This window comes from Luteolibacter pohnpeiensis (assembly GCF_016595435.1).
Classification (GTDB): domain Bacteria; phylum Verrucomicrobiota; class Verrucomicrobiia; order Verrucomicrobiales; family Akkermansiaceae; genus Luteolibacter; species Luteolibacter pohnpeiensis.
Genome location: NZ_JAENIJ010000004.1, coordinates 19,226 through 44,741, shown reverse-complemented (window position 1 = coordinate 44,741; position 25,516 = coordinate 19,226). Strand labels below are relative to the sequence as shown.

General features: G+C 55.1%; 19 protein-coding genes. 8 read left to right on the top strand and 11 right to left on the bottom strand.

Annotated features, from left to right (window positions below; genetic code table 11):
* Positions 1-3: 3 nt before the first annotated feature.
* The 7 genes from JIN85_RS03445 to JIN85_RS03415 all read right to left on the bottom strand — a co-directional run bounded on the left by JIN85_RS03445 (position 4) and on the right by JIN85_RS03415 (position 12,615).
* Positions 4-594, bottom strand: a complete 591-nt coding sequence (locus tag JIN85_RS03445) for a hypothetical protein (RefSeq protein ID WP_200267686.1) — start codon at positions 592-594, stop codon at positions 4-6.
* A 298-nt stretch (positions 595-892) separates the two neighbouring features.
* Entirely contained in the window at positions 893-4,006 is a 3,114-nt protein-coding gene (locus JIN85_RS03440; protein ID WP_200267684.1) for a DUF3427 domain-containing protein, read from the bottom strand.
* 110 nt (positions 4,007-4,116) lie between these two features.
* A complete protein-coding gene (locus JIN85_RS03435) occupies positions 4,117-6,888 on the bottom strand; it encodes a bifunctional aconitate hydratase 2/2-methylisocitrate dehydratase (RefSeq protein WP_200267683.1) in 2,772 nt (923 codons plus the stop codon).
* A gap of 284 nt (positions 6,889-7,172) precedes the next feature.
* A complete protein-coding gene (locus tag JIN85_RS03430) occupies positions 7,173-9,617 on the bottom strand; it encodes a LamG-like jellyroll fold domain-containing protein (RefSeq protein WP_200267681.1) in 2,445 nt (814 codons plus the stop codon).
* Between the two features lie 42 nt (positions 9,618-9,659).
* A complete protein-coding gene (locus JIN85_RS03425) occupies positions 9,660-10,427 on the bottom strand; it encodes a LamG domain-containing protein (RefSeq protein WP_200267679.1) in 768 nt (255 codons plus the stop codon).
* A gap of 116 nt (positions 10,428-10,543) precedes the next feature.
* Positions 10,544-12,085, bottom strand: a complete 1,542-nt coding sequence (locus JIN85_RS03420) for a FecR domain-containing protein (protein WP_200267677.1) — start codon at positions 12,083-12,085, stop codon at positions 10,544-10,546.
* On the bottom strand, positions 12,082-12,615 hold the full coding sequence (locus tag JIN85_RS03415) for a sigma-70 family RNA polymerase sigma factor (protein ID WP_200267675.1): 534 nt from the start codon (positions 12,613-12,615) through the stop codon (positions 12,082-12,084). The genes JIN85_RS03420 and JIN85_RS03415 overlap by 4 nt, the downstream gene beginning before the upstream one ends.
* A gap of 177 nt (positions 12,616-12,792) precedes the next feature.
* Here JIN85_RS03415 and JIN85_RS03410 point away from each other — a divergent pair, with 177 nt between their 5' ends.
* A complete protein-coding gene (locus JIN85_RS03410; protein ID WP_200267673.1) occupies positions 12,793-13,149 on the top strand; it encodes a hypothetical protein in 357 nt (118 codons plus the stop codon).
* Between the two features lie 78 nt (positions 13,150-13,227).
* Here JIN85_RS03410 and JIN85_RS03405 read toward each other — a convergent pair whose 3' ends face one another.
* The gene (locus JIN85_RS03405) at positions 13,228-13,908 is read right to left on the bottom strand and encodes a L,D-transpeptidase (RefSeq protein WP_200267671.1); all 681 of its coding nucleotides are present in this window, start codon (positions 13,906-13,908) and stop codon (positions 13,228-13,230) included.
* A gap of 299 nt (positions 13,909-14,207) precedes the next feature.
* On the opposite strand from JIN85_RS03405, the gene JIN85_RS03400 reads away from it, so the two are divergent.
* Positions 14,208-16,286 (top strand): hypothetical protein, encoded by a 2,079-nt coding sequence (locus JIN85_RS03400; RefSeq protein WP_200267669.1) that lies wholly within the window; start codon positions 14,208-14,210, stop codon positions 16,284-16,286.
* A 36-nt stretch (positions 16,287-16,322) separates the two neighbouring features.
* Here the strand turns inward: JIN85_RS03400 and JIN85_RS03395 are convergent, their stop codons facing one another.
* The 3 genes from JIN85_RS03395 to ruvB all read right to left on the bottom strand — a co-directional run bounded on the left by JIN85_RS03395 (position 16,323) and on the right by ruvB (position 18,448).
* Complete coding sequence (locus JIN85_RS03395; protein WP_200267667.1) at positions 16,323-16,886, bottom strand: hypothetical protein; 564 nt, start codon at positions 16,884-16,886, stop codon at positions 16,323-16,325.
* 24 nt (positions 16,887-16,910) lie between these two features.
* Positions 16,911-17,336, bottom strand: a complete 426-nt coding sequence (locus JIN85_RS03390; RefSeq protein WP_200267665.1) for a Fur family transcriptional regulator — start codon at positions 17,334-17,336, stop codon at positions 16,911-16,913.
* A gap of 80 nt (positions 17,337-17,416) precedes the next feature.
* Complete coding sequence (gene ruvB / locus JIN85_RS03385; RefSeq protein ID WP_200267663.1) at positions 17,417-18,448, bottom strand: Holliday junction branch migration DNA helicase RuvB; 1,032 nt, start codon at positions 18,446-18,448, stop codon at positions 17,417-17,419.
* 182 nt (positions 18,449-18,630) lie between these two features.
* Here ruvB and JIN85_RS03380 point away from each other — a divergent pair, with 182 nt between their 5' ends.
* The 6 genes from JIN85_RS03380 (at position 18,631) to JIN85_RS03355 (ending at position 25,513) form a co-directional block, all read left to right on the top strand.
* Complete coding sequence (locus tag JIN85_RS03380) at positions 18,631-19,791, top strand: FtsW/RodA/SpoVE family cell cycle protein (RefSeq protein ID WP_200267661.1); 1,161 nt, start codon at positions 18,631-18,633, stop codon at positions 19,789-19,791.
* 89 nt (positions 19,792-19,880) lie between these two features.
* A complete protein-coding gene (locus tag JIN85_RS03375; protein ID WP_200267659.1) occupies positions 19,881-20,576 on the top strand; it encodes a CerR family C-terminal domain-containing protein in 696 nt (231 codons plus the stop codon).
* Complete coding sequence (hlyD, locus tag JIN85_RS03370; RefSeq protein WP_200267657.1) at positions 20,573-21,559, top strand: secretion protein HlyD; 987 nt, start codon at positions 20,573-20,575, stop codon at positions 21,557-21,559. The genes JIN85_RS03375 and hlyD overlap by 4 nt, the downstream gene beginning before the upstream one ends.
* The gene (locus JIN85_RS03365; protein ID WP_200267655.1) at positions 21,559-23,277 is read left to right on the top strand and encodes an ATP-binding cassette domain-containing protein; all 1,719 of its coding nucleotides are present in this window, start codon (positions 21,559-21,561) and stop codon (positions 23,275-23,277) included. The genes hlyD and JIN85_RS03365 overlap by 1 nt, the downstream gene beginning before the upstream one ends.
* Positions 23,277-24,404, top strand: a complete 1,128-nt coding sequence (locus tag JIN85_RS03360; protein WP_200267653.1) for an ABC transporter permease — start codon at positions 23,277-23,279, stop codon at positions 24,402-24,404. Before JIN85_RS03365 ends, JIN85_RS03360 begins: the two co-directional genes overlap by 1 nt.
* Positions 24,401-25,513 (top strand): ABC transporter permease, encoded by a 1,113-nt coding sequence (locus JIN85_RS03355; protein WP_200267651.1) that lies wholly within the window; start codon positions 24,401-24,403, stop codon positions 25,511-25,513. Before JIN85_RS03360 ends, JIN85_RS03355 begins: the two co-directional genes overlap by 4 nt.
* Positions 25,514-25,516: the final 3 nt, after the last annotated feature.

The window sequence follows — 25,516 nt, the reverse complement described above, 5'->3', positions numbered from 1 at the left end:
CAATCAAAGTGGCCGGAAGTAACCGATGATGCAAGCCGGATTACGGATTGCGAGTTGAATATGGGATTTCTTGCGAATGGAAGATCCCTCGAATGCGGGATCCGCTTCTTGGAATACACCGCGCACGGAATCGTATCTTGGAAAATGCGGGTCAGCGTCAAATTCTTCTGTTAGCCAGTTGATCATCGAGCAGTCCAGGCGCCTAAGCAGTAGGTCGGAATCGCCCATTCCTATTGGAGTGTTCTCGGGGAGGACTTCTCCGATTTCTGCATAGGTGCGTTTAAATCGCGGGAATGCTTCAGCAAGTACGCGGGTGGAATGTATGTCCATCATATCGAAGCAGTTGCCCAGATGGATCACAGCCCCCAGAACCGCCGGGGTCTTTATTTTTTTAGCCCGCTTCATTTGCTCTTCAGCCCACTCAAAGGCGCGCTCCGGTCCGTGCTCCCAGAAGTAGATGCCGCTGCCAAGCCAGTCGTAGCTCTTCTCGCTTTTCTTTAAGGTGTCGTCACCCATCAAGACTCTGTCGGCCACGGCCTTGTCGCAGCCGTGGTAGCCGAGGACGAGCCGCTGGTATTGGAAGGCTTGGTTCATGGGGGAGTGGAGGCTAGGATGAAGTTTTCAGCAGACTCCGCAAGCTGAGAATCACCGGGTCAGCCGACCGACGAGCGCTTAGACCTTTGGAACCCGACTCTTGAACCTTCGTCTTAATCAAATCCCAGATGCCATCCTTGTCGGATGCCTTGATTCCGAAGATTTTATCCAAATCCTCGCATGTGTGAATTGTGAACTTCCTCGAAGTCAGCTTCAGAAGATTCGTGTCCAAACGCCGAGGATGCACAGGAGAACATGGAAGACTCACTTCGGCTTTATGCCGTGATCTTCGTCCGCTTTATAGCCCTGAAGCCAATTTTGCTTCGTGATAGAAGTCAGCGGGCATTGAGTGGGAAAGCTGCCATTCGATCGCTATGGGGCGATCGCCTTTCGCTGTGAGAAATTTCCCGTCGCCGAGGAAGGTGAAGTTGCTGGTGAGCTTGCCGTTGCTGCGGCGGACGCGGGCAAAGAAGAGTATGGTGTAGCCGCGCTGCTGATGATGAATGTAGTTCTGGCCGGTGGGGGTTTCTTGCGAGGTGTTTGATTGGCTCTCCCAGTGGAGTCGAGTTTGAGAAATCGGGTAGTCGCGATACATCGTGCTTTCTGAGAAATGTTTTTCAGATTTTTCAAAGGTAATGAAGTGGAGGTAGAGTTTGGTTTGTTTGATGGAAATGACCCCGGTGCCGGTAGGGCCGGAGGTCTCCAGGTTTGCTTTTCCGAAGGCGGCAGAGACTTCGCGCATCCCGTAAGTGCCATGGAGCGTTAGTGGGCAGATGAATGGCAAGTTGAGCGGGATGGGGGCGGATGCGAAGAGTCGTGCGTAATCAATGATTTCCAGTGCGTCGGCGACGAAGGAAGCGCTCTTGCGAATCGCTGCAAAGCTTTGCGCGTAGCTATCAAAGCCGAGCGATTTCGGGGAATGGCTCCAGAAGAGATAGTGTGCGGAAGCGGCGAGAGGATGTTTCTCCGGGAAATTCGATTCAGTGAGAAAGGTGGAGATCGCATCAAGGTAATTGGGGCATCGGACTTCGCTGAGTTGAGCCAATGAACGTAGATGTGGTACTGGTTCACTAAGAGTGGTATTTGCGACGAATTCAGATATCCGTTTCCATTCTGTCCATGAATGTCTGAGGAGAAGATCGACGGCAGATTCACCGCTGTGTTGGATGAACTCATGGAACTTGGGGGGCGTGCCGCCCAACCAATTCAAGAGCGCTTCCTTGATGCGGAATTCCGGATTGCGATACGTTTCTTTGATGTTTCGGAGGATTTCTTCTCGGGCTTGCCTTTCCAGATGTATGTGGCAGCCGGAGGGGAGGTGGGGGAAGCCGTTTTCTACTTCGCTGATGATATCTTTTCGTTTTCCCGGGAGAAGCGAGGTAAAACGGAGGTCAAAGCGGAACTCCCGGCGTGAGCGAGGTATGAAATCGAGCACGATGACCTGGTCTTTTCCATCTGCATGGCGCAAGCCGCGTCCGAATTGCTGAAGGTAGAGGACGTGGCTCTCGGTGGGGCGGAGGAAGAGCAGGCAGTTTGTGGCAGGGATGTCTACGCCTTCGTTGAAAAGATCGACGGTGAAGATGAAATTGATCTCGCCTTTGCTAAGACGTTGGCGGGCAACACGACGTTCTTCGGAAGGGGTATCGGAATCGATCGCGATGGCGGGGATGCCCGCCTTCGCGAAAGTGCTGGCCATGAAGGCGGCATGAGATTTGGAGACACAAAAGCCGAGCCCTTTGACTCGGGTGCGTTCGAAGTCCCCCAAGTTGCAAGGATCGGGCAAGTGTTCGATAACTTTGTCGATTACAAGCTGAGCACGCAGCTTGTTGCTGCTGATGAGGTTCTCAATTTCCGTGAATTCGTATTTTCCCCGTTTCCACTCCACGGCGGAAAGGTCGGTGGTGTGATCACTGATTGCGTAGTAGTGGAATGGGCAGAGAAGTTTTTGTTCAAGAGCATCGGGGAGTCGGATTTCTCCGGCGACGGGAGTGTCGAAATCGTCAGCAATAGTGGTGCCGTCAGCGCGCTCGGGTGTAGCCGTAAGACCGAGCAGAACTTGTGGTCTGAGTTCTTCGAGGATGGGGCGGTAGGTAGCGGCAACTCCGTGGTGAGCTTCGTCGAGAATGACGGCATCCCAGTGATCCGCGCCGAAACTTCCGAGGAGATTGCGGGAATGGAAACTTGCGATAGTGCAGAAGAGGTGGTCGTGATGTTCCGGGTGGTGGTTGTCGAAAAGGAACTCCCCGAAATTTCCATCCTGGAGAACCTGGCGGAAGGTGTTGCGCGCTTGTTCGAGGATTTCCTTTCGATGGGCAAGGAAGAGCAATTTTTTAGGCCCCTGGGTGGCGAGCCGCTTGTAGTCGAAAGCGGCGATCATGGTTTTTCCGGTTCCGGTCGCGGCGATTACCAAGTTGCGGAAGTGGGAGCGGGAGCTTCTTGCAAGGGCGAGGTTTTCCAAGATGGCATTCTGATAGTCAAAAGGCTGGATGCGGAAAACAGTTAGGACGGTGGTCTGATCGGTGTATACGCCCTTTTCGTGTTTGGTGGCGGCGACAAGTTTATCGAAACTTCCTTCGGTGAATTCGACAAAAGATGGGTTTTCCCAATAAGAGCTGAACTCAGCCTCGCAGCGGCGGAAAAGATCAGGAAGCTCTGTGGCGGGAAGTTTTACAGTCCATTCGAGACCACTGGTCATCGCAGCGTGGGAGAGGTTGGCGGAGCCGATGAAGGCGCAGGACAGGCCGGTATCGCGATGGATGAAGTAGGCTTTTGCGTGGAGGCGGGAGTGCCTGGTGTCGTAGTTGATCTTGACCTCAGTGTTTGGCAATTCGCTGATTCGGCGGATGGCGATTGGGTCAGAGGCGCCGAGATAGGTTGTGGTGATAACACGGAGCTTCCCGCCGCGTGAGGTGAAGCTTTCGAGCGCAGGAAGAAGCAATTTGAGTCCGGCAGATTTGATAAAGGAAACGAGCATGTCCACCCGATCGGCGCTTTCGAGTTCCAACTCGATCTCACGGCCCAGTTGCGGGCTTGTGCCGGTGCCCGTGAATAGGCTGGGACTGGTTGGGGAGGTGGTGGGCTGAAGGAGTCGCGCTCGGCCTAATGGAGAAATTTCATTGAGGATTTCGGTGATGGATTCGATTTTTTCTACGCTTAGAAAGCGCAGGTCATGGTCGAATTCGGACAGGGAATTGAGCAGGCGATTGGCGAGATCGAGGCGTTGCTCATGCTTTACGATGGTGAGTGCCTGGTTGATTCGAGCGCGGAGGAATCGGGTGAGGTAATCTGTGGCGAGCGACTCCTCGAGTTTTTCAAAAATGGCACGTTGTGACGATGAATCCAGTGAGTCGATCGCTAGCCGTAGCTTCTCACTGATCAAGTGATCATATATGCCTGTTTCTAATTCTCCCATGTATTGCGAGATTATCTGGCAGGTCTGAAAGAGCGCAAGGTCGGGGGGAGGAGGGAAATAAAAAACCGCCGCCTGTGAACAGGGGGCGGTTTTTGCAGTAGGGTGATGTGTTAGAGAGCCACCAGTTCCTTCACCGGTGGGGCGAAGGTGGTGAGGTCGATGCCCTCGACGGCGGTTTTATACTCTTCGAGGCTCGGCGTGCGGCCGAGAATGGCGGAGAGGACGACGACGGGCGTCGAGGAAAGCAGGGATTCGCCTTTTTTGCGGTCGGCATCCTCCACGACGCGGCCTTGGAAGAGGCGGGTCGAGGTGGCCATGACGGTGTCGCCTTTTTCGGCCTTCTCCTGGTTGCCCATGCAGAGGTTACAACCGGGACGCTCGAGATACATCATGTTCTGATACTCGGTGCGGGCGGTGTTTTTCGGGGCGTTATCGTCGAACTCGAAGCCGGAGTATTTCTGGAGGATGTCCCAATCGCCCTCTTCCTTGAGTTCGTCGATGATGTTGTAAGTCGGTGCTGCGACGACGAGCGGCGCGTTGAACTCGACCTTGCCCTGTGCTTCTTCAAGATTCTTGAGCATTTTCGAGACGATCTTGAGATCGCCCTTGTGGACCATGCACGAGCCGACGAAGCCGAGGTCGACGGATTTACTGCCTCCGTAGTAGGAGAGGCTGCGGATGACGTCGTGGGTATAACGCTTGGAGACATCCTCGTTGTTGACGTCGGGATCGGCGATCATCGGTTCGTCGATGATGTCGAGGTCGACGGTGAACTCGGCGTGGTATTTCGCGTTGGCATCCGGGGCGAGCGGCGGTTTTTCGCCAGAGCGGATTTCGGCAATGCGCTTGTTCGCCTTGTCGATGAGGCCTTGGAGGACCTTGCCCTCGTTGTCCATGCCCTTGTCGATCATGATCTGAATGCGCGCTTTCGCAATTTCAAGGGACTCGATGAGGGTTTCCGGCTGGGAAATGCAAATGGAAGCCTTTGCCTTCATCTCGGCGGTCCAGTCGGTGAAGGTGAAAGCCTGGTCGGCAGGAAGCGTGCCGATGTGGACCTCGATGATCCGGCCCTGGAAGACGTTCTCGCCAAACTTCTTCAGCATTTGCGCCTGGGTGGCATGGACGACATCGCGGAAGTCCATGTAGGGCTTCATGGTGCCTTTGAAGGTCACCTTGACCGATTGTGGAATCGGCATGGTTGCTTCGCCGGTCGCGAGGGCAAGGGCCACCGTGCCGGAGTCCGCACCGAAGGCGACACCCTTCGACATCCGGGTGTGGGAATCGCCACCGATGATGATGTCCCAATCGTCCACGGTGAGGTCGTTAAGCACCTTGTGAATCACGTCGGTCATCGCATGATAGCCGTCCTTCGGATCGCGGGCGGTGATGAGGCCAAAGCCTTGCATGAAGGACATCAGCTTGGGGATATTGGCCTGGGCCTTCTTGTCCCAAACCGAGGCTGTGTGACAGCCGGATTGATAGGCGGCGTCGACGGTCGGCGAAATGATGGTCGCGGCCATCGCTTCGAGCTCCTGCGAGGTCATCAAGCCGGTGGTATCCTGGGAGCCGACGATGTTGACTTTGACCCGAACGTCGGAACCGGCGTGCAGGGTCAGGCTGGGTGTGGTGCCGACGGCGTTGCGGTTGAAGATTTTCTCAACGGCGGTGAGGCCTTGTCCTTCGTGGGAAATTTCCTTTGAGGGCGCGAACACGGCAGGCGCCTCGATGCCGAGCGTTTGGGCGGCGAAAGTCTGAAGTTTTTTGCCGAAAACGATGGCGTAGGAGCCGCCGGCTCTGATGAATTCCAGCTTCTGCGGGGTGAAGGCGGAGGAAATGTCAGCCAGCACCTTGCCATCGCCGTAGAGTTTTTTCTCCTTGGTGTTGATGGTGAGGACCGTGCCGGTTTCGACCGAATACGCTTGTTCAAGGACGGGATCGCCATTGTCGTCTTTGACCACCTTGCCTTCGGCGTCGGTTTTCTTGACCCAGTTTTTCAGGTCGAGGCCGATGCCGCCGGTGACGCTGACGGTGGTGAGGAAGATCGGGGAAATGCCGTTGGTGCCTGCGACGATCGGGAAAATGTTGACGAAAGGCACGTAAGGGCTGGCTTGCCGGCCGGTCCAGAGGGCGACGTTGTTGACGCCGGACATGCGGGAAGAGCCCACGCCCATGGTGCCCTTTTCGGCAATCATCATGACGCTTTTTTCAGGGTGGAGCTTTTGCAGGGCCTTGATCGTTTCCTGACCTTCGGCGTTGATCATGCACTTTCCGTGCAGTTCGCGGTCGGAACGGGAGTGGGCCTGGTTTCCAGGCGAAAGGAGATCGGTCGAAATGTCGCCTTCGGCGGCGATGTAGGTGACGACCTGGACTTCTTCCGGGACCTCGGGGAGTTTGGTGAAGAACTCGGCGGCGGCGTAGCTTTCGAGGATTTCCTTCGCGACGGGGTTACCGCTCTTGTAGGCGGCTTCGAGTCGGGCGGTGTCGGCGTCGTAGAGGAAAACCTGAGTCTTGAGAACGGAGGCGGCCTGGCTCGCGATGTCGGCGTCGTCACCGAGAGCAAGGTTGAGAAGCGTCTGGATGGAGGCTCCGCCCTTCATGTGGGAGAGCAGCTCGAAGGCGAAGGGGGTGGAAATTTCCGGCACGTCCGCTTTGCCCAGAATGATTTCTTCAAGGAAGCGCGCCTTTTCACCGGCGGCACTGGTGGTGCCAGGCAGGGTGTTGTAAATCAGGAAGTTGAGCGATTCATTCCGGTGCTCGTTGGAGGGATCCTTGATCTGAGTGATGATCTCAGCCGTTAGTTCGCCGCTATCAATGGGTTTGGGATGCAAGCCAACGGTTTTGCGTTCCTCAATTTCTGCCAAGTAGTCCAGATACAGGTTCATTTTCTTAAATCGATCGATCGAAATTCACGGAGAAATCCAGCCGCGCCCGGTGAGAGGCGGTTGTCGCTCATGGAGCGCAAGGTTGTGGGAGTTTGACGGTGGATTGCGGTTTTCTCCGGTTCCGCGCGGAGCTTAGGGATGTCCGCGCGATTGTCAAAATCTGTTCCCACTAGGTGAACAGTATCTGAAAAACCAAGTTTTCCCCATAAAATGGGAAATTTCGCACCCAACGCCATGGCTGGGGGCGAAACTTCAGGCAGCTGACTAGATTCCAGCCAGTTGGGTCAAGGCAGAGCCACCGTGACACGATAAATTCCGCGCGACCCGGTCGCCTCCAGCGTCTGGTTCATCATCTCTCCAGTGCCGGGGGTTGAGGTCAGGATTTCTTCCCAGCCGCTTCCGTCCTCCAGAAGTTTTTCGACGGTATAGAGCCGGTAGGCAGACGATGGGTGACTGATGATCCCGGAATCCGGCCCGTCTTTCAGAAAGGTGGCATTGAACTGCGAGGTTGAAGAATAGGGGTCACTCGCCCCGAGAAATTCCATTTCATTCGATTGTCCATCGCCATCCCGATCCGCGTCGGGTTCGGCCAGTCCGGCCTGGATGTCCTCGTTGCTGAACGTGTCGACCACCCAGCCGTAGTAGGCGGTTTTCGCGGCGAAGGCGCTGCCCATGTCCTGTTGCCCGTTGGCGCTGAAGTGGAGATTGTCGCTGTTCAGTTCAAACGAGTCCGTATTGAAAATCGAAGTCAGCGGATCAGCGGCCGCCACGGCATCCTGGGCCGCTTGAACCGTTTTCAGATAGCTCGATGTGAGGCTGGTTTGCTTGCTGGAGAGTCGGCCGATGACAAATGGGAGATTCGAGCCGTAGGTCAGGCGCACGTCGGCGATGAAAGCCGTTAGATTTGCCTGATAGAGATCGGCCCAGCCGGAAACGGCATCACTTTCACCCTGCATCCAGACCATGGATTCCAGTTCCAAGGTCGCGTTGGGGTACTTCGCGGCGAGTGCTGCCAATCCCGAGGTCACGGTTTCCTGGAAAGCTACGTATTCCGTGCCGTCTCCACTGGTGGTGGCGGTGCCTCCGGCCTTCCATTGGACATTCAGGTTGGTGCCGCCGTTGGCGTATTTGATGATGGCGACCCGGGTGCCGGTTTCGTTGGCGTAGAGATTCGCCATGTGTCGACCCAAGGTGATCTCAGGTCCGAATTGCGATGATTCGCTCAATCCCGGCCGCAGGGTGGTCAGTTTGGCAGTTCCTCCTTCGACGCGGTAGTAGAAATCCACATCGGACTGGGCAGCTTGCAGCTCCGCAGGCAGGCCAGTGATGGTGGCCCGGCCATCTGAGTTCGATTGTCCGCCCTGAAGGACGATGATCAGGCGGGAAATTTCAGGCGAAGTTTCTTCAGGTTTTTCTTCCTCGTAAATCGCCTCGATCTGCTCGGCGCCGAGTGCAACCGGTGATAGCCGAACTTCGTCGAGCGTGCCGTTGAAGTTGTAGTGCAGCGAAGAGGTGGGATAGCCCGCGCCGATGGTATCGACGGCGAACGACGTATTTCCGGTCAAGGTCTGGGTCAGCTGACCATCCAGATAGAGATTTAGATTTCCCGCACCATCGGCGACCAGCGCGTAGTGGCGCAGCTCGGAATCGATCGGGGTATCGAAGTCAAAGTTGGTGGAATTTGAGGAGCGGAAACGCAGGCCGGTGAATTTATCATTAAGCCAGATGAAATCGCCCGAATTTCCGGCTTTGCCCATCACCATTCCCTGATCGGCGCCTAGCACCGTGCGGCGTGCCCACCAAGTGGCCGTCCAAGGGTGGGTAGAGTCGTATGAGCCGGGAGTGGCGAGGCTTACTTTGGAATCATCCGCGCCGTCGAGAGATAGAGCTCCGGAGCCGGCGGCGATGGCTGCGGAATCGGTCGTGATCGCAGCAGCACCACCCGGAGTTCCATCGTTGGCAGAGATGCCGCTGTCAGTGAAATCGCCATCAAAATGATACTGGAATCCTTGGAAGGCACCATCGTCCTCCACCGTGTTGGAGGTATAGAGCGTGTTGACCGAGGCGGCATCCAGAGCTTCATCCAGGACCCACATTTCATCGATTTGGCCGTGGAAATCGAAGTTGTTCGTGGCGAGATAGGCTTCACCGATGGTGTTGTAATGAAACGCAGTGTCTTTACCGGTTTCGGTGCTGATGAGAGCGCCATCGAGATAGAGGGAAACCGTGGTTCCGGCGGCGACCACCGCGTAGTGGTGCCATGCATAGTCCTTGGTCAGGGTGAAATCCGCCTGCTGGTTGGTGGCGCTAGAAATGCCGCGCCAGCGGAGGCCGGCCCCCGTGGTGTCGTTCAGTGCAATGAAGTAATTGGCATTTTCCCGGTCGCCGATGACCATGTCCCATTGCGCCGGGTTACCCGTGTCTCCCGCGGTTTTGCGAGCCCAAAAGGCGATCGTGTAGGAGCTTCCCGAAGCAAATGAAGTGGTGGGAACATCCAGGTAGTCGCGATCCGAACTGAAATCCATGGCGCCGCCGCCAAAAGCGAAATCGCCTGCTGAAGTGATGATGCCGCTGTTGCCGCTGGTATCGGCATCAACCAAGGTCGCATTTTGACTGTTTCCGGAGCTGTCCGAGAAGTCGCTGTCGAAGGAATAATGCGCGAGGACCCCGGCACTAGCGCACGCAGGGAGGAAGAAACCGGCCAAAAGGCCGAATCTGAGGAATTTCACGGGTTTTGAGGCGAAAGTTTTTGGGTGGACGGATGAATCCGCTTAGCGGCGGCGACGGGCCGTCAGAACCAGACCGGCAGCTCCGAGGAGCAGGCACGAAGGCTCTGGAATCACCGAATTGTAGTTGTAGAGGTTCGAAACTGCGGTTTCATCCAGAGCTTCATCGAAAACCCACAATTCATCGATTTGGCCGTGGAAATCGAAATCATTGGTGGACGGGTAGGCTTCACCGATGGTGTTGTATTGGAATCCGGTGGAATTGCCCGAATCAGATCCTACCAAGACACCATCGACGTAGAGTGTGATGGTGGTTCCCGAAGCTACCAGGGTGTAGAGATGCCAGTCATAGTCCTTCGCAACGGTGAATTCCGCCTGGCGTTCCGCAGCGCTTGATGAACTCCGCCAGCGGAAGCCAGCACCCGTGGTGTCATTGAGACCGATGAAGAAATTCGTGTTGCCACGGTCGCCAATCACCATGTCCCAGTCGGCAGCTCCGCCAGTGTCTCCCTCGGTTTTTTGAGCCCAGAAGGAAATGGTATAAGCTGAACCCGATGAAAAGGTGGCCATGGCGACGTCGAGGTAGTCGCGTTCTGCACTGAAATTCATCGCGCCGCCGCCGAAAACGTAATCGCCAGCGGTAGTGGTGATGCCACTGTCTCCAATTGTCCCGGTATCAACCAAGGTGGCGTCACGGCCATTGCCGGAATCGTCGGTATAGTCGGTATCAAAGCTATAGTGGGCGTAAACGGCTGCATGGGAGGGGAGAGCGAGCAAGGCTGCTGCGGCGACACCAATGGCGATGGACTTCATGGAGGAATGGATGGTTGTTGGATTTTTGTCTCAATGCCGCTGCAAGGTGCACCGGCATTAGGGAATACCTCCAATTTGAAAACGTTAGCGGGATTTTTGAAAAAAATCCGCCGACCTCAATTTTCCGTGGGAATTCGATTCTCGCGATAAAGCGTTTCGACCTGTTTGTCACTGAGAGCGTCGCGAACAATGTAAAGTTCGTCCACGGCGACAGGCACATTTTCGGGTCCGGAAGGGAACATTCCATCGTAAGCAATCCGAAGCTTGGCGGAATCTTTACCGCCTCCCCAAGTGTTCACGCTGTTGCCTACTTCAGAGTGCATGAAGTGGACTTTTTTACCATCAATGTAGTGGCGGATTTCGACCGCTCCATGTTCATCAACATTGCCTGTGTAAACGCTGGCGATGTGGTGCCATTTCCCATCGAGAACCGGCGTTTCATGGAAATCACCCGAGGTTTGCCAACCATTATTTCCCCATTGGGTTCCGATCACGCCGGTGACGCAGTGGGCGCGAAAGGTCCAACTGGCACCGGGGATATTTGGATCTCCCCACATGACGACTGATGGCGTGTAGCGAACTCCCATTTCGGAGTAGCGACGGTCGATGGGGAAGCCTTTGATCCATAAGGCGACAGTTCTAGGGCCGTTGCCGGAAATGCCCGGATAGTTGCTGATGCCATAGGCATCGCCAGCTGTGAGATCCAATGCCTGGCCGAATGCTCCGGGGATCAAGCGCGCCTGGTTCGGTGGCGCGTTAAAGCCGGCCAGCCGAATCGGTTCGGCCTTCATGCCAACGGCATTGGCGGAGAAACTGTTCCCGGCCATTTGATCGAAGCTCCAATGGATCGAGACCATTTTGTCCGGTAGCTTGTTTAAGAACAAAGCCGGGTCCACCGGGGTTCTGCTCGGTCTTCCAACCAGATCCGCCACTGCGGCTTGCCCGGACTTCAACTCCATCGCGGGAATGCCATCAAAGTTGGATTGCAGCAGCACGGTGCCGGAATCAACTTGCACCCGGTCCCGACCAATCGAGGAGGAAACTCCGAAGCGCGTTCCCACATCGGTGATTCGCAGTCTCTCGGTGTGAACCTCAAAGCCGGTGTCCTCGTGCGCAACCTCGAACCAGCCGCGGCCACTCGCCAGAGTGACAAGCAAGGGGTTGTGATATTCCAGTTCGGCAGGCCCTTCCAGCAGCACCCGAGTCCCGCTCGGCATGGTGACTTCCAGCGAGCCATGATCCAGGCTGACCCGGGTGCCGGGCAGGAAGTTCCCATCTTTTCCAATCCCGCCACTGGAATATTTCCAGGCTGTATCGGCTCCGGGGTGAACCGATACGTGGGGCTGGGTCTTTGGATAAAAGATGATGCCGGTTGCCAACAAGGCGATGGATGCAGCGATCGCGGCGGTCTTTTTCCACTGGATGCTTTGCCATCTGGATGGTGTTTCAGGCAATGCCAGCTCGCTCGGCGCCAATTGATGTGCGAGATGATGAAGCCCGGCCGAAAGCGTCATGTGCTCGCGATAGGCGCGGCGCGCTTCGGGATGATCTCGCATTTGATCCATCAACCATTGCTGGTCGCTTTGGCTTAATGCGCCGTCGTCCAGATCCTGGAGCGCCTGCTCAAGCCGTCGCGAGTTGATTTTCCCGGATTTCATGAAGTGGGATCGCTGCTCATTTGATTTTCGACACAACGCTTCAACGCGGCCCTTAGCCGGAAAAGTTGAACTTTGAGCCCACTCAGCGAGCGTTGGCGGCTGGTTGCGAAATCCTGTAAGCCGATCCTGCGCCAATATCGCTGCATCAGCAGATCCCGGTCCTCCGGGCGCAGCTTCAGCAAGCAATTCGATAGCGCTGCGAAACGACGTTCGGTGAATTCCGGATCGGGTTGGTCGATCAACTCCTCGGCTAACAGTTGCGCGACATCTTCATCCAGTGTCACCCAGCGCCGCTGCCGCAGATCGCGTAAATGGGCCATCACCTGAAACCGGGCGATCGTTAGCGCCCATGCCCGGAAATTCGTTCCCAATTCGAATTGGTCGCGTTTTTTCCATAGAACCACGTTGGTCTCCTGAATCACATCGTCCACGCCAGGCGCACCAGGGAGCAACGAAATGACAAATGAGCAAATCACCGGTTGGTGATCCGTCAGAAGCTTGATGAAGGGGATATCGGAATCAACGTCCATTCGATTGGTTCTGCTTTCTAGCGCATACCGGAAAATGGATTTGGTTAGCAGATTGATTTGGGCGAACGAAGCGATTTCGCCTGATGGGCGGGATCGGTTACGGTGCCAAAAGAGGGGGATTTCCGAGGTTGAGTGAATTTTAGGAATATGAATAGTTCAGGTATGCGAAATTGGTCTTTGAAGATTTTGGCAATCCCGGCGCTGGCATTGTTGAGTGCCTGCGCAGGTTCCGGAAGCGGTTCCATTTCTGGCGATATCCCTGCTGGCAATGATCCGGAGGTGGGTGGCATTTCTGAGGTTCCGAATCCGAGCGCGGAAATGGCCGCCAAAAGTGGCAAGCCGCTGTCGCGTCTGCAACGCGGACACGAGGTCTACATGCTGAAATGTGGCGAGTGCCACGAATACATGCTGCCGAAAGAGGTGGATATTCTGGATTGGGAAGATGCGATGCCGAAAATGATTCGGCACGCAGGATTGGCATCGTCCGATGAGCAGGCAGTGCTCGACTATGTGATCGGTGTGAAAGCGCTTTGAGCGATCAAAACAGAAAACGCCCGGGCCTTGCTGGCACGGGCGTTTTGCAAAAGTCAGGCGATCAGGTCGCTGACGGAATCAATTGAAAGTCGGCTTCTTGTGATGGTTGAAGTAGCCGTCCGTGATATACATTGAGCCATCGTAATCTGGCAATGGGCCTGCGTCCGGAGGAAGTGGGATGTTGCCGACGGTTGCATCTTCAGGCTGGGTGTAAGCGATGTTGACCGGTGTTCCCTCCTTGATCAGGCGGAAGAATTTTGGAGCCACGTTTTCATGCATGCGGATGCAACCGTGGGTGCAGGGGTGGTTTTTGACCCAGCCGGTGTGGAATCCGTAATTGGTTTTGAACTCGCTCCAGTATGGCATCGGGGTGCCCTTGAAGGACCAACCGCTCGGTTTGTTGGAGAGCAAGGTCTGCTTTACCTGTTTGCCGCTGTAAGCGTAGCCGTGGCTGTTCGCGCGCTTTTTCTCGACCTTATTGTAAATCGTGAAATTGCCGGTAGGTGTTGGGCTGGATGGAGCTCCTACGGAAACAGGCATCACCAGGAGAATCTTGGAGCCTTCCATCACGTAGGTGCGTTGCTTGCTGAGTGAGACTTTCACCCGGACATTGTTCGGATTGGTTGGCAGCGTGGCAGGGCGGTCGTACGCTTGATAGGCGGCCAGATTGGAGCCTGCCGGCTGAGTGATGGAACAGGAGGAGAGGCCGGCGGCAGTGCATACAGCTGCGGCCAAGGCTAGGATTTTTGAGCGATTCATAGCAATTCGAAGTCGAGTGCAGTATCGGGGAAAGGCGTTGGAAATCAAGTGGTGGATTGTCATCTTTCAGGTGGAGGAAAGAGTGATTGTTAGGTTGGTGGCTGAAATTCCACCATTTGTATACTTGCTCTCTGAACTCATTGATAGTCTGGGAGCTTGATTTTAGATGAATGCAGCAAGGGTGTTTTTGCTTCACATCAAGGTGTGTGTCCTTAAAAACGCTGTTGAAAAAACACAGCTTTTTTAAGACTTCCGGACTCCTTCCGAAGACGTGTTGATCCCCTGACATTTTGAAGACAATGAAACTGGATTCTTCCCCATTCCTCCCCGCTGGGATGCTCAGTGTGGCGATGGTGCTTGGAACTTCCCTCCATCTCGTGGCTGGCGTTGAGTCGGTCATTGTTGAAAAATCGATCCGTTATCAGCAAACGAATGATACGGAATACTCCCTGATGCAGTCGGTGGAGGATGATCCTAATGACGGCGGAGCCTTCGGATTTTGGGCCGAGATTGAGGGCGAGGACCTCGATGGCCTGGATGCCCCAGTGCTGACTTTACCCGCGTCTTCCACATTTCCTTCAGCTCAGTCATATTCCTTCAACGACGGGGTTTTCTCGTTCGATGAAGATGAGCAAAGCTGGATTTTCGGCGTGGATGGAGATGGCTGGGGAGCGCAGACTCAAGGCGAAATCGATTCCTACTTTCCAAGCGGGACCTACTCGATCAGCGCTTCTGGTGTTACCGTTTCGTTGAATTTGTCTGGGGATGATTATCCTGAGCCTCTGACCGCCACTCTGACGGGAGGCGCTTGGGCGAATGGTGCTTACGTGATTGATCCATCGAAGGCGCTGAGCATTTCTTTGACGCCCTACGCCAGTTTCGGCTCACACCTGGATGATCAGTTATCGATCCAAATTCTCGATGAGGACGATATGGGCGTGCAGCGTTTGTATTCGGACGATCCATCGACGGCGGCGCTTACTTACCAAATCCCAGCTGGAACTTTGCAGGCCGGCGATACGTTTTGGATCGAACTTGGCGGATATGCCGCTGTGGATGTGGATGATACCATTGATGACGCACTGCAAGCTGCCGTCTACGGATCGACGACCCTGATCAAGGTGCGGGCAATCGCTCCGAGTTCCGAGCAATTTCCTGCTGAAGGGGTGAGCGGCTGGCAATTCAAGGGTTATGAATTCAACGTCGAATCGGAAGACGGTCCGATTGAGACCGATACCATCAGCGGAACTGCCAGTTTGGTGGAGAAATTGCCGGGTCTGGTCTACACCTTGTCCTACAATAACGGCAGTGAATCCGGCAGCATCGATCTCGTTTCCAGTGGCGGTTCATGGATCAGTGAAGAAGCCACTTCAGAAGGCGATGGTTCGACCGAATACGAGCGGCTTGAACTCAAGATTGTGGACGATGACACGATTCTGATTTCTGATAGTTCAACATCGTATGAAAGCGATTCCCGCCACTATTGGGCGGATTTCACCAGCGTGGTGGCGAGCCGGACAGGATTCCCAACTGCGTCGAGCAGTGACTGGGTAGGAACATTTAACAAAGTCACCGATATCGGGATCGAAATTGAGGGAGAGACTGGTGGCATCTTGTCGGACAGCTCCGATGAACCCGAGTCTTTCACCCTCGTTTCACAAGGCGGTGGTTCGTATGGAGTGTCGGCGAGTAATGGTGAGAGTTTGACGCTCCAACTTTCAGGTGGACGTCTCTTCAATTCCAGTGACGATACGGATCCCTATTCGCTCTACAGCGACAGTGACTGGGAATTGCAAAACGTCTGCAGCAGTGATCGGGTTTATGCGATCTTGTTGAACAACGGCAGAATTTTTGTCACCAGCACCAGTTCCAATGTGGGGCAGTTGATTCCCGTGGTGCCGGCCAACCACGAAGGCTGGGTGCCGGTGCCTTATCTGAGTTATTATGACGGCTATTCGACGATCCTTGAGGGTGAGGACTCAGGAACGACCACGGATTTCGAGGATTGGACGGCCGAACTCGGCCTCACGGGCGATGATGCATTGCCAACAGCGACTCCATTCCCGGATGGACTGCCCAATCTGGTGCGATATGCGATGAATCTTGGCGCCGACGATGATGGCTCGGATGAGATGAAGCCATCGGTAGTCACTGAATCGGGAGAAACCTATGTCGTTCTGGAATTCCAGGTTCGCAATGAACTGACCGGTGTCTCCCTGACGCCCCAAATCAGCTACGATTTGACAACCTGGACGGACGTCCCTGGCGCTTACATTACCCAAATCGACGAAGATTCGGAAACGACTCGTTACGAGATCAAAGTGCCAGCAGATACCGGTGGCGGATTCCTCCGACTTCAGGCCAGCGAAACCGATTGATGGGACGGGCCAGCCTCCGTTGAGGCGATAGGCTGGTTAAAAATCGGCGGCGGCGGGCGAATGTCCGCCGTCCGGGATGGCACAGATTTCGAGCAATTGATCGAGCCCATCCAGCACCTGCAGAATCCCCGCTGCCCAACGTTTTTCTTCCCATTCCAGGCCCGCCGTGGAAAGCAAATGGCCGAGGTCTTCAGGCCGCAGCAATTCTTCCAGGCCGTAGCCCGGCATGATGGCGGCTTCTGCGCGGGAGGGATCGATGGTCAGCAGAATCGCGTGATTGTTTCGGCCGCGTTTGGATTCGCTCGCAAAGGCACCGGCATTGAACAGCCAAAATGCATGCAGCCGCAGTGGATGAGGCGGAGGGCATTCGAGCAGAATGACTTGCAACGTGAGCTGCGGAAATCTCCAGTAAAGCTGGGCGACCCGTTTCCGAATCTTGGTGATTTCGGCGGGCCGCAGGACAAAGACGGTATCCGCGACGATTGGGTTCAGCCGCGGCGTCGCGCCGAGGAGTGAACTGGTGCGCGGAAAGGTCAGGCGGCACGACGGGCATTCAGGCGCCCCGGCACGAAGTCGATTTTGACAGTAGGGGCACAACATTGGGGGAATGCGGGGAATAACCGTTCAGGGGCAGGCGGGGCAGAGACCGAAAAACTCAAGTTCGTGATACAAGTTGCGGAAGCCGGTCTTTTCGCGGATTTCATCCTCCAACTCATGCACCGGGCAGGGAGCTTTGATGGCTTCAATGCTACCGCAACTGGTGCAAATCAGGTAATCATTATGGCGGCCTGGCAAAAGTAAGGTGAAATACGCAGCCCGCTCGTGCAGGCCCAGACGGCGGACCATGCCGTGCTCAATCAACCGCTGAAGCAAACGGAAAACCGTGGCCTTATCGCATTGTTCGGCGAGGCGGTCCGAGCTTGCGAGCTCCGCCAGGGTCATCGGGCGGCCGGACTCCAGCAAGGTGCTGATGAGCTCTTCAAGTGCCTTGGTGCGGCGCAATCCGGCATCGCGACAACGATCTACGGTTTCCTTGACGATGGCATTCATGGCAATGGGTGGTTCGGGTGGTCGAGCAATGGTAAGGTCGGAATCGGCAGTTAGGAAATGGGAATTTCAGGCGGAATCGGTCAGAAGAGACTCGCTTGCGAATCATCCGGTCTGGAAGGCGGGACCGGAGCACCGATTTTTCGATAGGCAGCACCCATCGCCGTTCTGCCGCGCGGGGTGCGCTGGAGAAATCCTTGCATGATGAGGAACGGCTCGTGGACTTCTTCGATCGTGGCCGCATCTTCTCCTACGGCAACGGCAAGCGAGTTCAAACCGACCGGGCCCCCGTTGAATTTGTAAATGAGAGCCTCAAGCAGACGTTTATCCATCTCATCGAGCCCTTCGGAATCGATATCGATCATCGCGAGCGCGGCATCGGCGGTAGAGCCGTTGATTTCGCCGCCGCCGCGGACCTGGGCATAGTCGCGGACCCAGCGCAGCAGGGCGTTGGCGACCCGTGGGGTGCCGCGTGAGCGGGATGCGACTTCGAGCGCGCCTGGCCGATCGACGGGTATTTCGAGCAGTCCTGCCGAGCGTTCGATGATGAGTGCGAGCTCCTCGCGGGTGTAATAATCCAGTCGATTGATCAGTCCAAAGCGCGATCTCAATGGAGCGGTCAACATGCCGGACCGGGTGGTTGCTCCAACCAGAGTGAATCGCGGCAGATTGATCTGGATCGACCGCGCGGATGGCCCGGAATCGATGATGATATCCAATCGATAATCCTCCATGGCCGGGTAGAGGTATTCTTCGATGGCAGGGTGCAATCGGTGGATTTCGTCGATGAAAAGAATGTCGCCCTTTTGAATGTTGGTCAAAATACCCGCCAGGTCGCCCGCCTTTTCGATTTGGGGGCCGGAGGTTGTGTGCAGTTGGGTTCCTGCCGCTCTTGCGATGAGATTGGCCAGTGTCGTTTTGCCAAGACCCGGCGGTCCGGAAAGGAGGACGTGGTCCAGCACATCTCCGCGGTGCTTCGCGGCTTCCAACATCAGGAGCAACCGTTCCTTGACCTTTTCCTGACCGATGAACTCGGAAAAGGCAGGTGGCCTGAGCGAGACATCGAACGAGGTGGCGGGAGCGTTGGTGGTTTGCTGGTAGAAGTTTTCGGACATTCGGCGGGCAACTTGGATTTGAACCCACAGCCGGGGCTGAGAGAAGTGCCAAATTGAATCAATTGCCGGGTCAGCGTTGATTTCGCGATGTTGGGTCGAGCCCTTGCTTGCCACAACGGCTTGGGAACGTATGGTCGCCTTCAGGCCGATTTATGACACCGTTTCTCAAGAAAATTCTAGGCATGAACTGGGTGCTCGTGCTGGTGATGTACGGGCTCCTCATCTTCGGCGTCTTCATGATCGAGAGCGCGGCCCGGAACATTAATCTGATGAATCCGGCGCAATTGGCCAAATACGGCTCTGCCGGTGCCTATTATGCGGAGATGCAAAAATATTGGATCCTTTTTGGCAGCGTCGTTTATTTCGTGACCGCCTTGGTGGATTACCGCTGGGTCCGCTGGTTGGGACTGCCTGCTTATCTGATCAGTCTGGGTTTGCTGTTCATGGCGATGGTGCAGAAGGAGAACGTTCACCGGATTGATCTGTTCGGATTCCAGTTTCAGCCTGCATATCTGGGAATCACTTCGGGGATTCTCTTGATCGCCTGGCTGGTGCAGGATTTGCCAAAGCTGCATCGGTTTTTCAACGCACCGATGGTCCGGATCGGCGTCATTGGAGTGATCTCAATGATTCCGTTTTTCCTGGTGGTGAAGATGGAGGATATGGGTTCGGCCTTGGTTTGGCTGCCGGTTGCCGTCGTCGCCTTGTTGGTCGGTGGTGCTCCATTCCGCTATTTATCGTTCATGACGCTGATCGGTGCGGGATTTATCCCCATCCTGTATTTCATCATTTTGCCAATGGTGTCCGAACGGGGACCGGCTCGGATTGATACCTGGTTGAGAATGCTCCAAGGGCAGGACGTGAATACCAAGGGGGATGCCTACGGCCCATATTACGTCTCCATGGCGGTTGGGAAGTCGGGCTGGAAAGGAAGTGGCTGGAAATCTGCCGGAACCTTGATGGACAACGGCTACATTCCCAAAGATACCGCTCACAACGACTACATTTTCGGCGTGATTGCGGAGGAGCAGGGATTTCGCGGCAGCCTTTTGCTGCTGAGCGCGTTTCTCCTGCTGCTGGTCCAGGGGTTATTCGTTGCTTTCTACAGCCGGGATGTCAGCGGGCGCTTGATCGCCTCTTTGGTGGTGGCGATGTTTTTTGCCCACTTGTTTGAGAGTATAGGAATGTGCGTCCTGCTGATGCCCATTACCGGGATTCCGATGCCTCTGGTGAGCTATTCGGGCACCTTCATTGTGATCTGCATGTTCATGCTGGGACTCGTCCAAAGCATCTGGATTCACCGCAATGAACGACTTCCTTCCGGCTCTGCGGAAACAGCTTAAATGACGGCGAATTTTCACAAATCGGACTTTTTTTGATAAAAAATTACACATTTGTTTGTTTTTCTTAATCGGTCGTATAAGATTCGGTCGTGAACGCAAATTTTCTGTTTGATCCGGCTCCGACGAAAGGTGAGCAAGCGCGGCATAAACTGCTGCTCGCAGCGTTGGAGAAAATCGGGGAAAAGGGCTACGATGGCGCTTCCGTCCGGGATATTGCGAGCGCTGCCGGGCAAAATGTGGCGGCAATCTCCTACTATTTCGGCAACAAGGAGAAGCTGTATGAAGAGGTGCTGGATGGCATTCTGGGTTACATTTGGAAAGCTTTCGGAGGAATCAATGAGGAAGCCACCGTTCTGCTGCAAAGTGGGAAGGATGATCCCGATGCAGCCTGTAAATTGCTGCAACGCATGCTGACTACGCTTCTGATGGAGAACATTGAGCGGGCAGAAATCGGCAAACTGCGGAATGTGATCATGCGTGAGCAAGCCAAGCCGAGCACGGTCTTTAACCATTTGTATGAAAACGGATTAAATCCGCTACACCGGACTTTTACCCAGCTTCTGGCAATGGCGACAGGTCTGGAGGCGGAATCGACGGAAGCCGTGATCCGCACGCATGCACTCTTTGGCCAGGTGATGGCTTTCAACGTCGCGCGCGCAACGATTTTGCGGCGCCTGGGTCTCGAAAAACTCGAACGCAAGCATGGTGAGATGATTTCCGCCGTGGTGGACGAGCACATCGAACTCATCTGCAAGGGACTTCAAGCGAAAGGAAAAGCGCAGTGAAAAAGATCATCATTCCACTGATTCTGTTAGTCGCCGCCGGTGCAGTTGGCTGGCATTTTTACAGCAAATACGAGGCCGCTCATGAGCCGCTGAAACTTTACGGGAACGTCGATATCCGCGGGGTCGATCTCGGCTTTCGGGTGGCGGGTCGCGTGCAGGAAGTCATCAAGGATGAAGGGGATCCCGTGAAGAAAGGCGAGCTGCTCGCCACCTTGGACGCCGTTCCCTATCAACATGAGTTGGCGCAAGCCAAAGCGTCTCTTCAAAGTGCCGAGGCGGAACTGCAATTGAAGCAAGCGGGTTACCGCACTGAAGAAATCGAGCAAGCTCGTGCCACGATGGCGGAGAGTGAAGCGTCACTCGAAGGAGCAAATCGAAATTTGGTCCGGCAAAAGGAACTCGTTTCAGGCGGTGGGGTGTCGCAACAAGCACTCGATGATGCCCAGACGAATTTCGACGTCGCAACCGAAAAGCTCCGGGTGTCGAAGGAAAATCTGAAACAACTCGAAAGCGGATATCGCGTCGAAGAAATCGAAGCGGCCAAGGCACAGGTTGCCCAAGCCAAAGCAGCACTGGATATCGCGCAAACCCGATTGGATGACGTGGAACTTCATGCACCAGCCGACGGCATCTTGCTTACCCGTGCCCTCGAACCCGGGGCGATCGTGCAGGCAGGAACCACAGTGCTTTCCATTTCGTTGGAAGATCCAGTCTGGGTGCGTGCATACGTGACGGAGTCAGAGCTTGGGCAGGTCTCGCCGGGGACAGCGGTTTTGCTTAAATCGGATAGTCAGCCGGACCATGTGTTTCACGGTCGTGTGGGTTTCGTTTCGCCACGAGCCGAATTCACCCCGAAATCGGTGGAAACGCCGGACCTTCGAACCTCCTTGGTGTATCGCTTGCGGGTGGTGGTTTCAGATTCCGATGGGACCCTTCGCCAAGGGATGCCGGTCACGGTTTCACTCGATCCATCCCACAACTGATGTCAGACATCGTTGTCAGTTTCCGCAATGTGGGGAAGTCATTCGAAGGAATGAAAAATCCCGCGCTGGATGGAGTGACCGGAGAAATCCGGACCGGCGTGATCACTGGATTGGCGGGGCCGGATGGTGCGGGAAAAACCACGCTCCTCCGGATCATCGCAGGGCTGCTCGCTGCTGATGCGGGCGAGGTCGAAACGCTGGGAGTCGATCCGGTAAAAGATGTTGCCACGGTCCGCAGTGATATCGGCTACATGCCGCAAAAGTTCGGATTGTATGAGGATCTGACGGTGATCGAGAATCTCAACCTGCATGCGGATTTACGCAATGTGGTTGGGGCTGAACGTGATGAAACATTCGAGCGATTGCTGCAGTTTACCGACTTGAAGAGGTTCACCACCCGATTTGCCGGAAAACTCTCGGGCGGGATGAAACAAAAACTCGGCCTCGCGTGTGCCCTGTTAGGCAAGCCGAAGCTGTTGTTGTTAGATGAGCCGGGCGTCGGGGTGGACCCCATTTCCCGCAAAGAGCTCTGGAAGATGGTGGAGGATTTGGTGAACCAAGGGATCGCCGTGGTGTGGAGTACGGCATACCTGGACGAAGCGGAAATGTGCGGCACGACCTTGGTGCTGAATGAGGGCAAGTTGTTGTTCGATGGCACCCCAGCGGCGATGACTGCACCGCTGAAAGGTCGTTCCTTTCATTTGAAGAATCTGAACACCCGCAAGCGGCCATTGCTGGCAAAAGCCCTTGCGCGGGATGAAGTGAGTGACGGGACCATTCAAGGCCACAACTTGCGGCTGATTCTAACCGATCACGCCCAGCCCTTTCCGCCAGAGGAAATCGGTGCCGGTGAATCCGCTCGCTGGGTGGAAGTCGCACCGCGATTCGAAGACGCATTCATTGATCGTCTCGGCGGTGGGCCGGATGGGCAATCGATTCTAGCCCGTCATTTGCGGGAGATTCCCCATGACGGGAACACAGTGATTCAGGCGGTTGATTTGACCAAGAAATTCGGTGATTTCACAGCAACCGATCATGTCACCTTCGATGTGCATCGCGGTGAGATCTATGGTTTGTTAGGGCCAAACGGCGCGGGTAAATCGACCACCTTCAAGATGATGTGCGGGCTGTTGGTCCCCACCTCTGGACAAGCGGTGGTTGTCGGTCTGGATTTGCGGAAGAGCGCCGGAAAGGCCCGTCAGCGTCTTGGCTACATGGCGCAGAAATTTTCGCTGTATGCAGGCATCACCGTGCGCCAGAACCTTGAGTTTTTCTCCGGCATCTACGGTCTGCATGGTAAATCGCAAATGCAGAAATGTTCGGAAATGGAGGAGATCTTCCACCTCGGCCCATTCCGGAATGCCCGGACCGATTCTCTCTCGCTGGGCTACAAGCAACGCTTGGCATTGGCCTGTTCGGTGATGCATGAACCGGATATTCTTTTCCTTGATGAACCCACATCGGGAGTGGATCCCGTGACGCGCCGGGAGTTCTGGACACACATCAATGGTCTGGTGGAGCGCGGAGTCACCGTGATGGTCACGACTCACTTCATGGATGAGGCGGAGTATTGTGACCGCATCGGCCTGATCTACCGCGGACAACTGATCGCCAACGGCACCCCCGATGAACTGAAGGAAATGGTGGCGACCGATGAGATGCCTGACCCGACCATGGAGGATGCATTTATAGAGCTCGTGACTGGAAAGGACCGTTGATGAAATCGATTTCGTTGCGACGTCTTAAGGCGCTTTGTTGGAAAGAAACCCTGCAGATATTCCGCGATCCCAGCAGCAATCTGATCGCATTTGTATTGCCCGTCATCATGCTTTTGATTTTCGGCTATGGGATCAATCTGGACTCGTCGCGCTTGAGAATCGGCGTCCTGAATGAGGATTCCGGCAAAGACGCCCATGCCTTTGTTTCCGCGATGCGCCATTCGGCTTGGTTGGATGTTAGAAGCTTTCAGTCGCGTGAACTTATGGAAAAAAGCCTGGTCGATTCACAGATCCGCGGCTTTGTCATCATTCCCCAGGATTTCACCAAGCGTCTTGAAAACGCATCGGATACTGCCCCGGTCCAGCTAGTGGCGGACGGTTCCGAACCGAACATCGCCCAGTTCGTCAATTCCACGGTCAGTGGAGTGTGGCAGTCTTGGCAACTGGAGCGCGCTGATGATCATGGGACGAAATTGCAGCGGGATATTGTGCTGGAACCACGATATTGGTTCAACCCATCTGCGGAGAGTCGGAACTTCCTGATTCCCGGATCGATCACCGTGATCATGACCGTGATCGGCGCCCTTCTAACATCTCTGGTGGTCGCGCGTGAATGGGAGCGTGGGACCATGGAGGCGTTGCTGGCCTCGCCTGTTACGAGGGCGGAGCTTCTGCTTAGCAAGGTGATTCCTTACTATGTGCTGGGCATGGTTTCATTGTTGCTTTGCGTCGGCGTCGCGCACTGGGGGCTGCGTGTCCCGTTTCGTGGGGGGATTCTGGCATTGAGTATGGTGGGGAGCTTCTTTTTGTTCAGCGTGCTGGGCATCGGGTTGGCGATTTCAACTGCGACCCGCAATCAATTCAACGCTGCGCAGGCTGCCTTGAATGCGGCGTTTTTGCCGGCGATGATGTTATCGGGATTTATCTACGAAATTTCTAGTATGCCGCCATTTCTTCGTGGGGTGACGCATCTGATTCCTGCGCGGTATTTCGTAAGCTCCATGCAGACCATCTTTCAGGCGGGTTCACTCTGGAGTGTGCTGCTGCCGGATATTCTCATGCTCATGGCGTCTTCCGCTCTGTTCATTGGGTTAACCGCTAAACTTACCAGAAGGAGGATGGAATGAATTTCTTTCGCCGTGTCGGATCATTGATCCGTAAAGAACTTCAGTCGTTATTCAACGATCGTTCGGGGCGCGTGCTGTTGTTCATGCCTGTTGTGATGCAATGTTTGCTATTTCCGTTCGCGGCAACGCTGGAGGTGAAGAACGCGTCGATTGCGATCTACAACGAAGATCAAGGAACCGCTGCCGTCGAACTGATGCAGCGCTGCGCGTCATCGGGAGCCTTTACTCAATTTCTATCAGTTCAAAGCCAGGACCAAGTCGAAGAGGTCATCGCCAAACGAAAGGCTTTGCTGGCGGTGCGGATTCCGCCGGATTTTTCGCGAAAACTCGCGGCGGGCGAGGATTCTCCGATCCAGGTCGTGCTGGATGGCCGGAGATCGAACAGTTCGCAGATTGCTTTCGGGTATTTCCAGAACATCGTCGAGCAGTTCTCCAAAGATCGTGCCAAGACCGCCGGTCGTGTTCTGCCCACGGAAATGGTTCCTCGATTCTGGTTCAACTCGAATCTGGACTATGTGAATTACATCCTGCCCAATCTGGTGGCAATCATCACGACGATTGGCGCATTGATCATCACCGCTCTATCGGTTGCCCGAGAACGCGAACAGGGGACCTTTGATCAATTGATGGTTTCCCCACTCACTCCTGAGATGATCATGATCGGTAAAGCGGTTCCGGCGATCATGGTGAGTTTTATTCAGGCAACCATGATCCTGGTTGTGGCCGTATTCATCTATCAGGTTCCATTCCGGGGCAGTTTGTTGCTGCTTTATGGGGGGATGTTTTTCTACTCTCTCGCGCTAATCGGAGTGGGGCTGTTGATTTCGGCTCTGAGCAAAACCCAACAGCAGGCATTTCTGGGAGCATTCGCCTTCATGATGCCGGCGATTCTCCTGTCTGGCTTTTCATCCCCAGTCGAGAACATGCCTCATTGGCTCCAGATCCTTTCGTGGCCCAATCCGGTCCGGCACTTTGTGGAAATTGTGAAGGGTGTGTTTTTGAAAGATGCTTCGTTGGATCGAATCATCAGCGTCATCGTTCCGCTTGCGATTATCAGCAGTTTCACCCTGACTACCGCGGCCATCATGTTCCGCCGGAAGTCAGCATGATGG

What these genes read in the sequence shown, in the direction of transcription:
- JIN85_RS03445 (WP_200267686.1), bottom strand. Translation starts at nt 594, where the DNA reads ATGAACCAAGCCTTCCAATACCAGCGGCTCGTCCTCGGCTACCACGGC.
- JIN85_RS03440 (WP_200267684.1), bottom strand. Translation starts at nt 4,006, where the DNA reads ATGGGAGAATTAGAAACAGGCATATATGATCACTTGATCAGTGAGAAG.
- JIN85_RS03435 (WP_200267683.1), bottom strand. Translation starts at nt 6,888, where the DNA reads ATGAACCTGTATCTGGACTACTTGGCAGAAATTGAGGAACGCAAAACC.
- JIN85_RS03425 (WP_200267679.1), bottom strand. Translation starts at nt 10,427, where the DNA reads ATGAAGTCCATCGCCATTGGTGTCGCCGCAGCAGCCTTGCTCGCTCTC.
- JIN85_RS03420 (WP_200267677.1), bottom strand. Translation starts at nt 12,085, where the DNA reads ATGAAATCCGGGAAAATCAACTCGCGACGGCTTGAGCAGGCGCTCCAG.
- JIN85_RS03415 (WP_200267675.1), bottom strand. Translation starts at nt 12,615, where the DNA reads ATGGACGTTGATTCCGATATCCCCTTCATCAAGCTTCTGACGGATCAC.
- JIN85_RS03405 (WP_200267671.1), bottom strand. Translation starts at nt 13,908, where the DNA reads ATGAATCGCTCAAAAATCCTAGCCTTGGCCGCAGCTGTATGCACTGCC.
- JIN85_RS03400 (WP_200267669.1), top strand. Translation starts at nt 14,208, where the DNA reads ATGAAACTGGATTCTTCCCCATTCCTCCCCGCTGGGATGCTCAGTGTG.
- JIN85_RS03395 (WP_200267667.1), bottom strand. Translation starts at nt 16,886, where the DNA reads ATGTTGTGCCCCTACTGTCAAAATCGACTTCGTGCCGGGGCGCCTGAA.
- JIN85_RS03390 (WP_200267665.1), bottom strand. Translation starts at nt 17,336, where the DNA reads ATGAATGCCATCGTCAAGGAAACCGTAGATCGTTGTCGCGATGCCGGA.
- ruvB (WP_200267663.1), bottom strand. Translation starts at nt 18,448, where the DNA reads ATGTCCGAAAACTTCTACCAGCAAACCACCAACGCTCCCGCCACCTCG.
- JIN85_RS03380 (WP_200267661.1), top strand. Translation starts at nt 18,631, where the DNA reads ATGAACTGGGTGCTCGTGCTGGTGATGTACGGGCTCCTCATCTTCGGC.
- JIN85_RS03365 (WP_200267655.1), top strand. Translation starts at nt 21,559, where the DNA reads ATGTCAGACATCGTTGTCAGTTTCCGCAATGTGGGGAAGTCATTCGAA.
- JIN85_RS03360 (WP_200267653.1), top strand. Translation starts at nt 23,277, where the DNA reads ATGAAATCGATTTCGTTGCGACGTCTTAAGGCGCTTTGTTGGAAAGAA.
- JIN85_RS03355 (WP_200267651.1), top strand. Translation starts at nt 24,401, where the DNA reads ATGAATTTCTTTCGCCGTGTCGGATCATTGATCCGTAAAGAACTTCAG.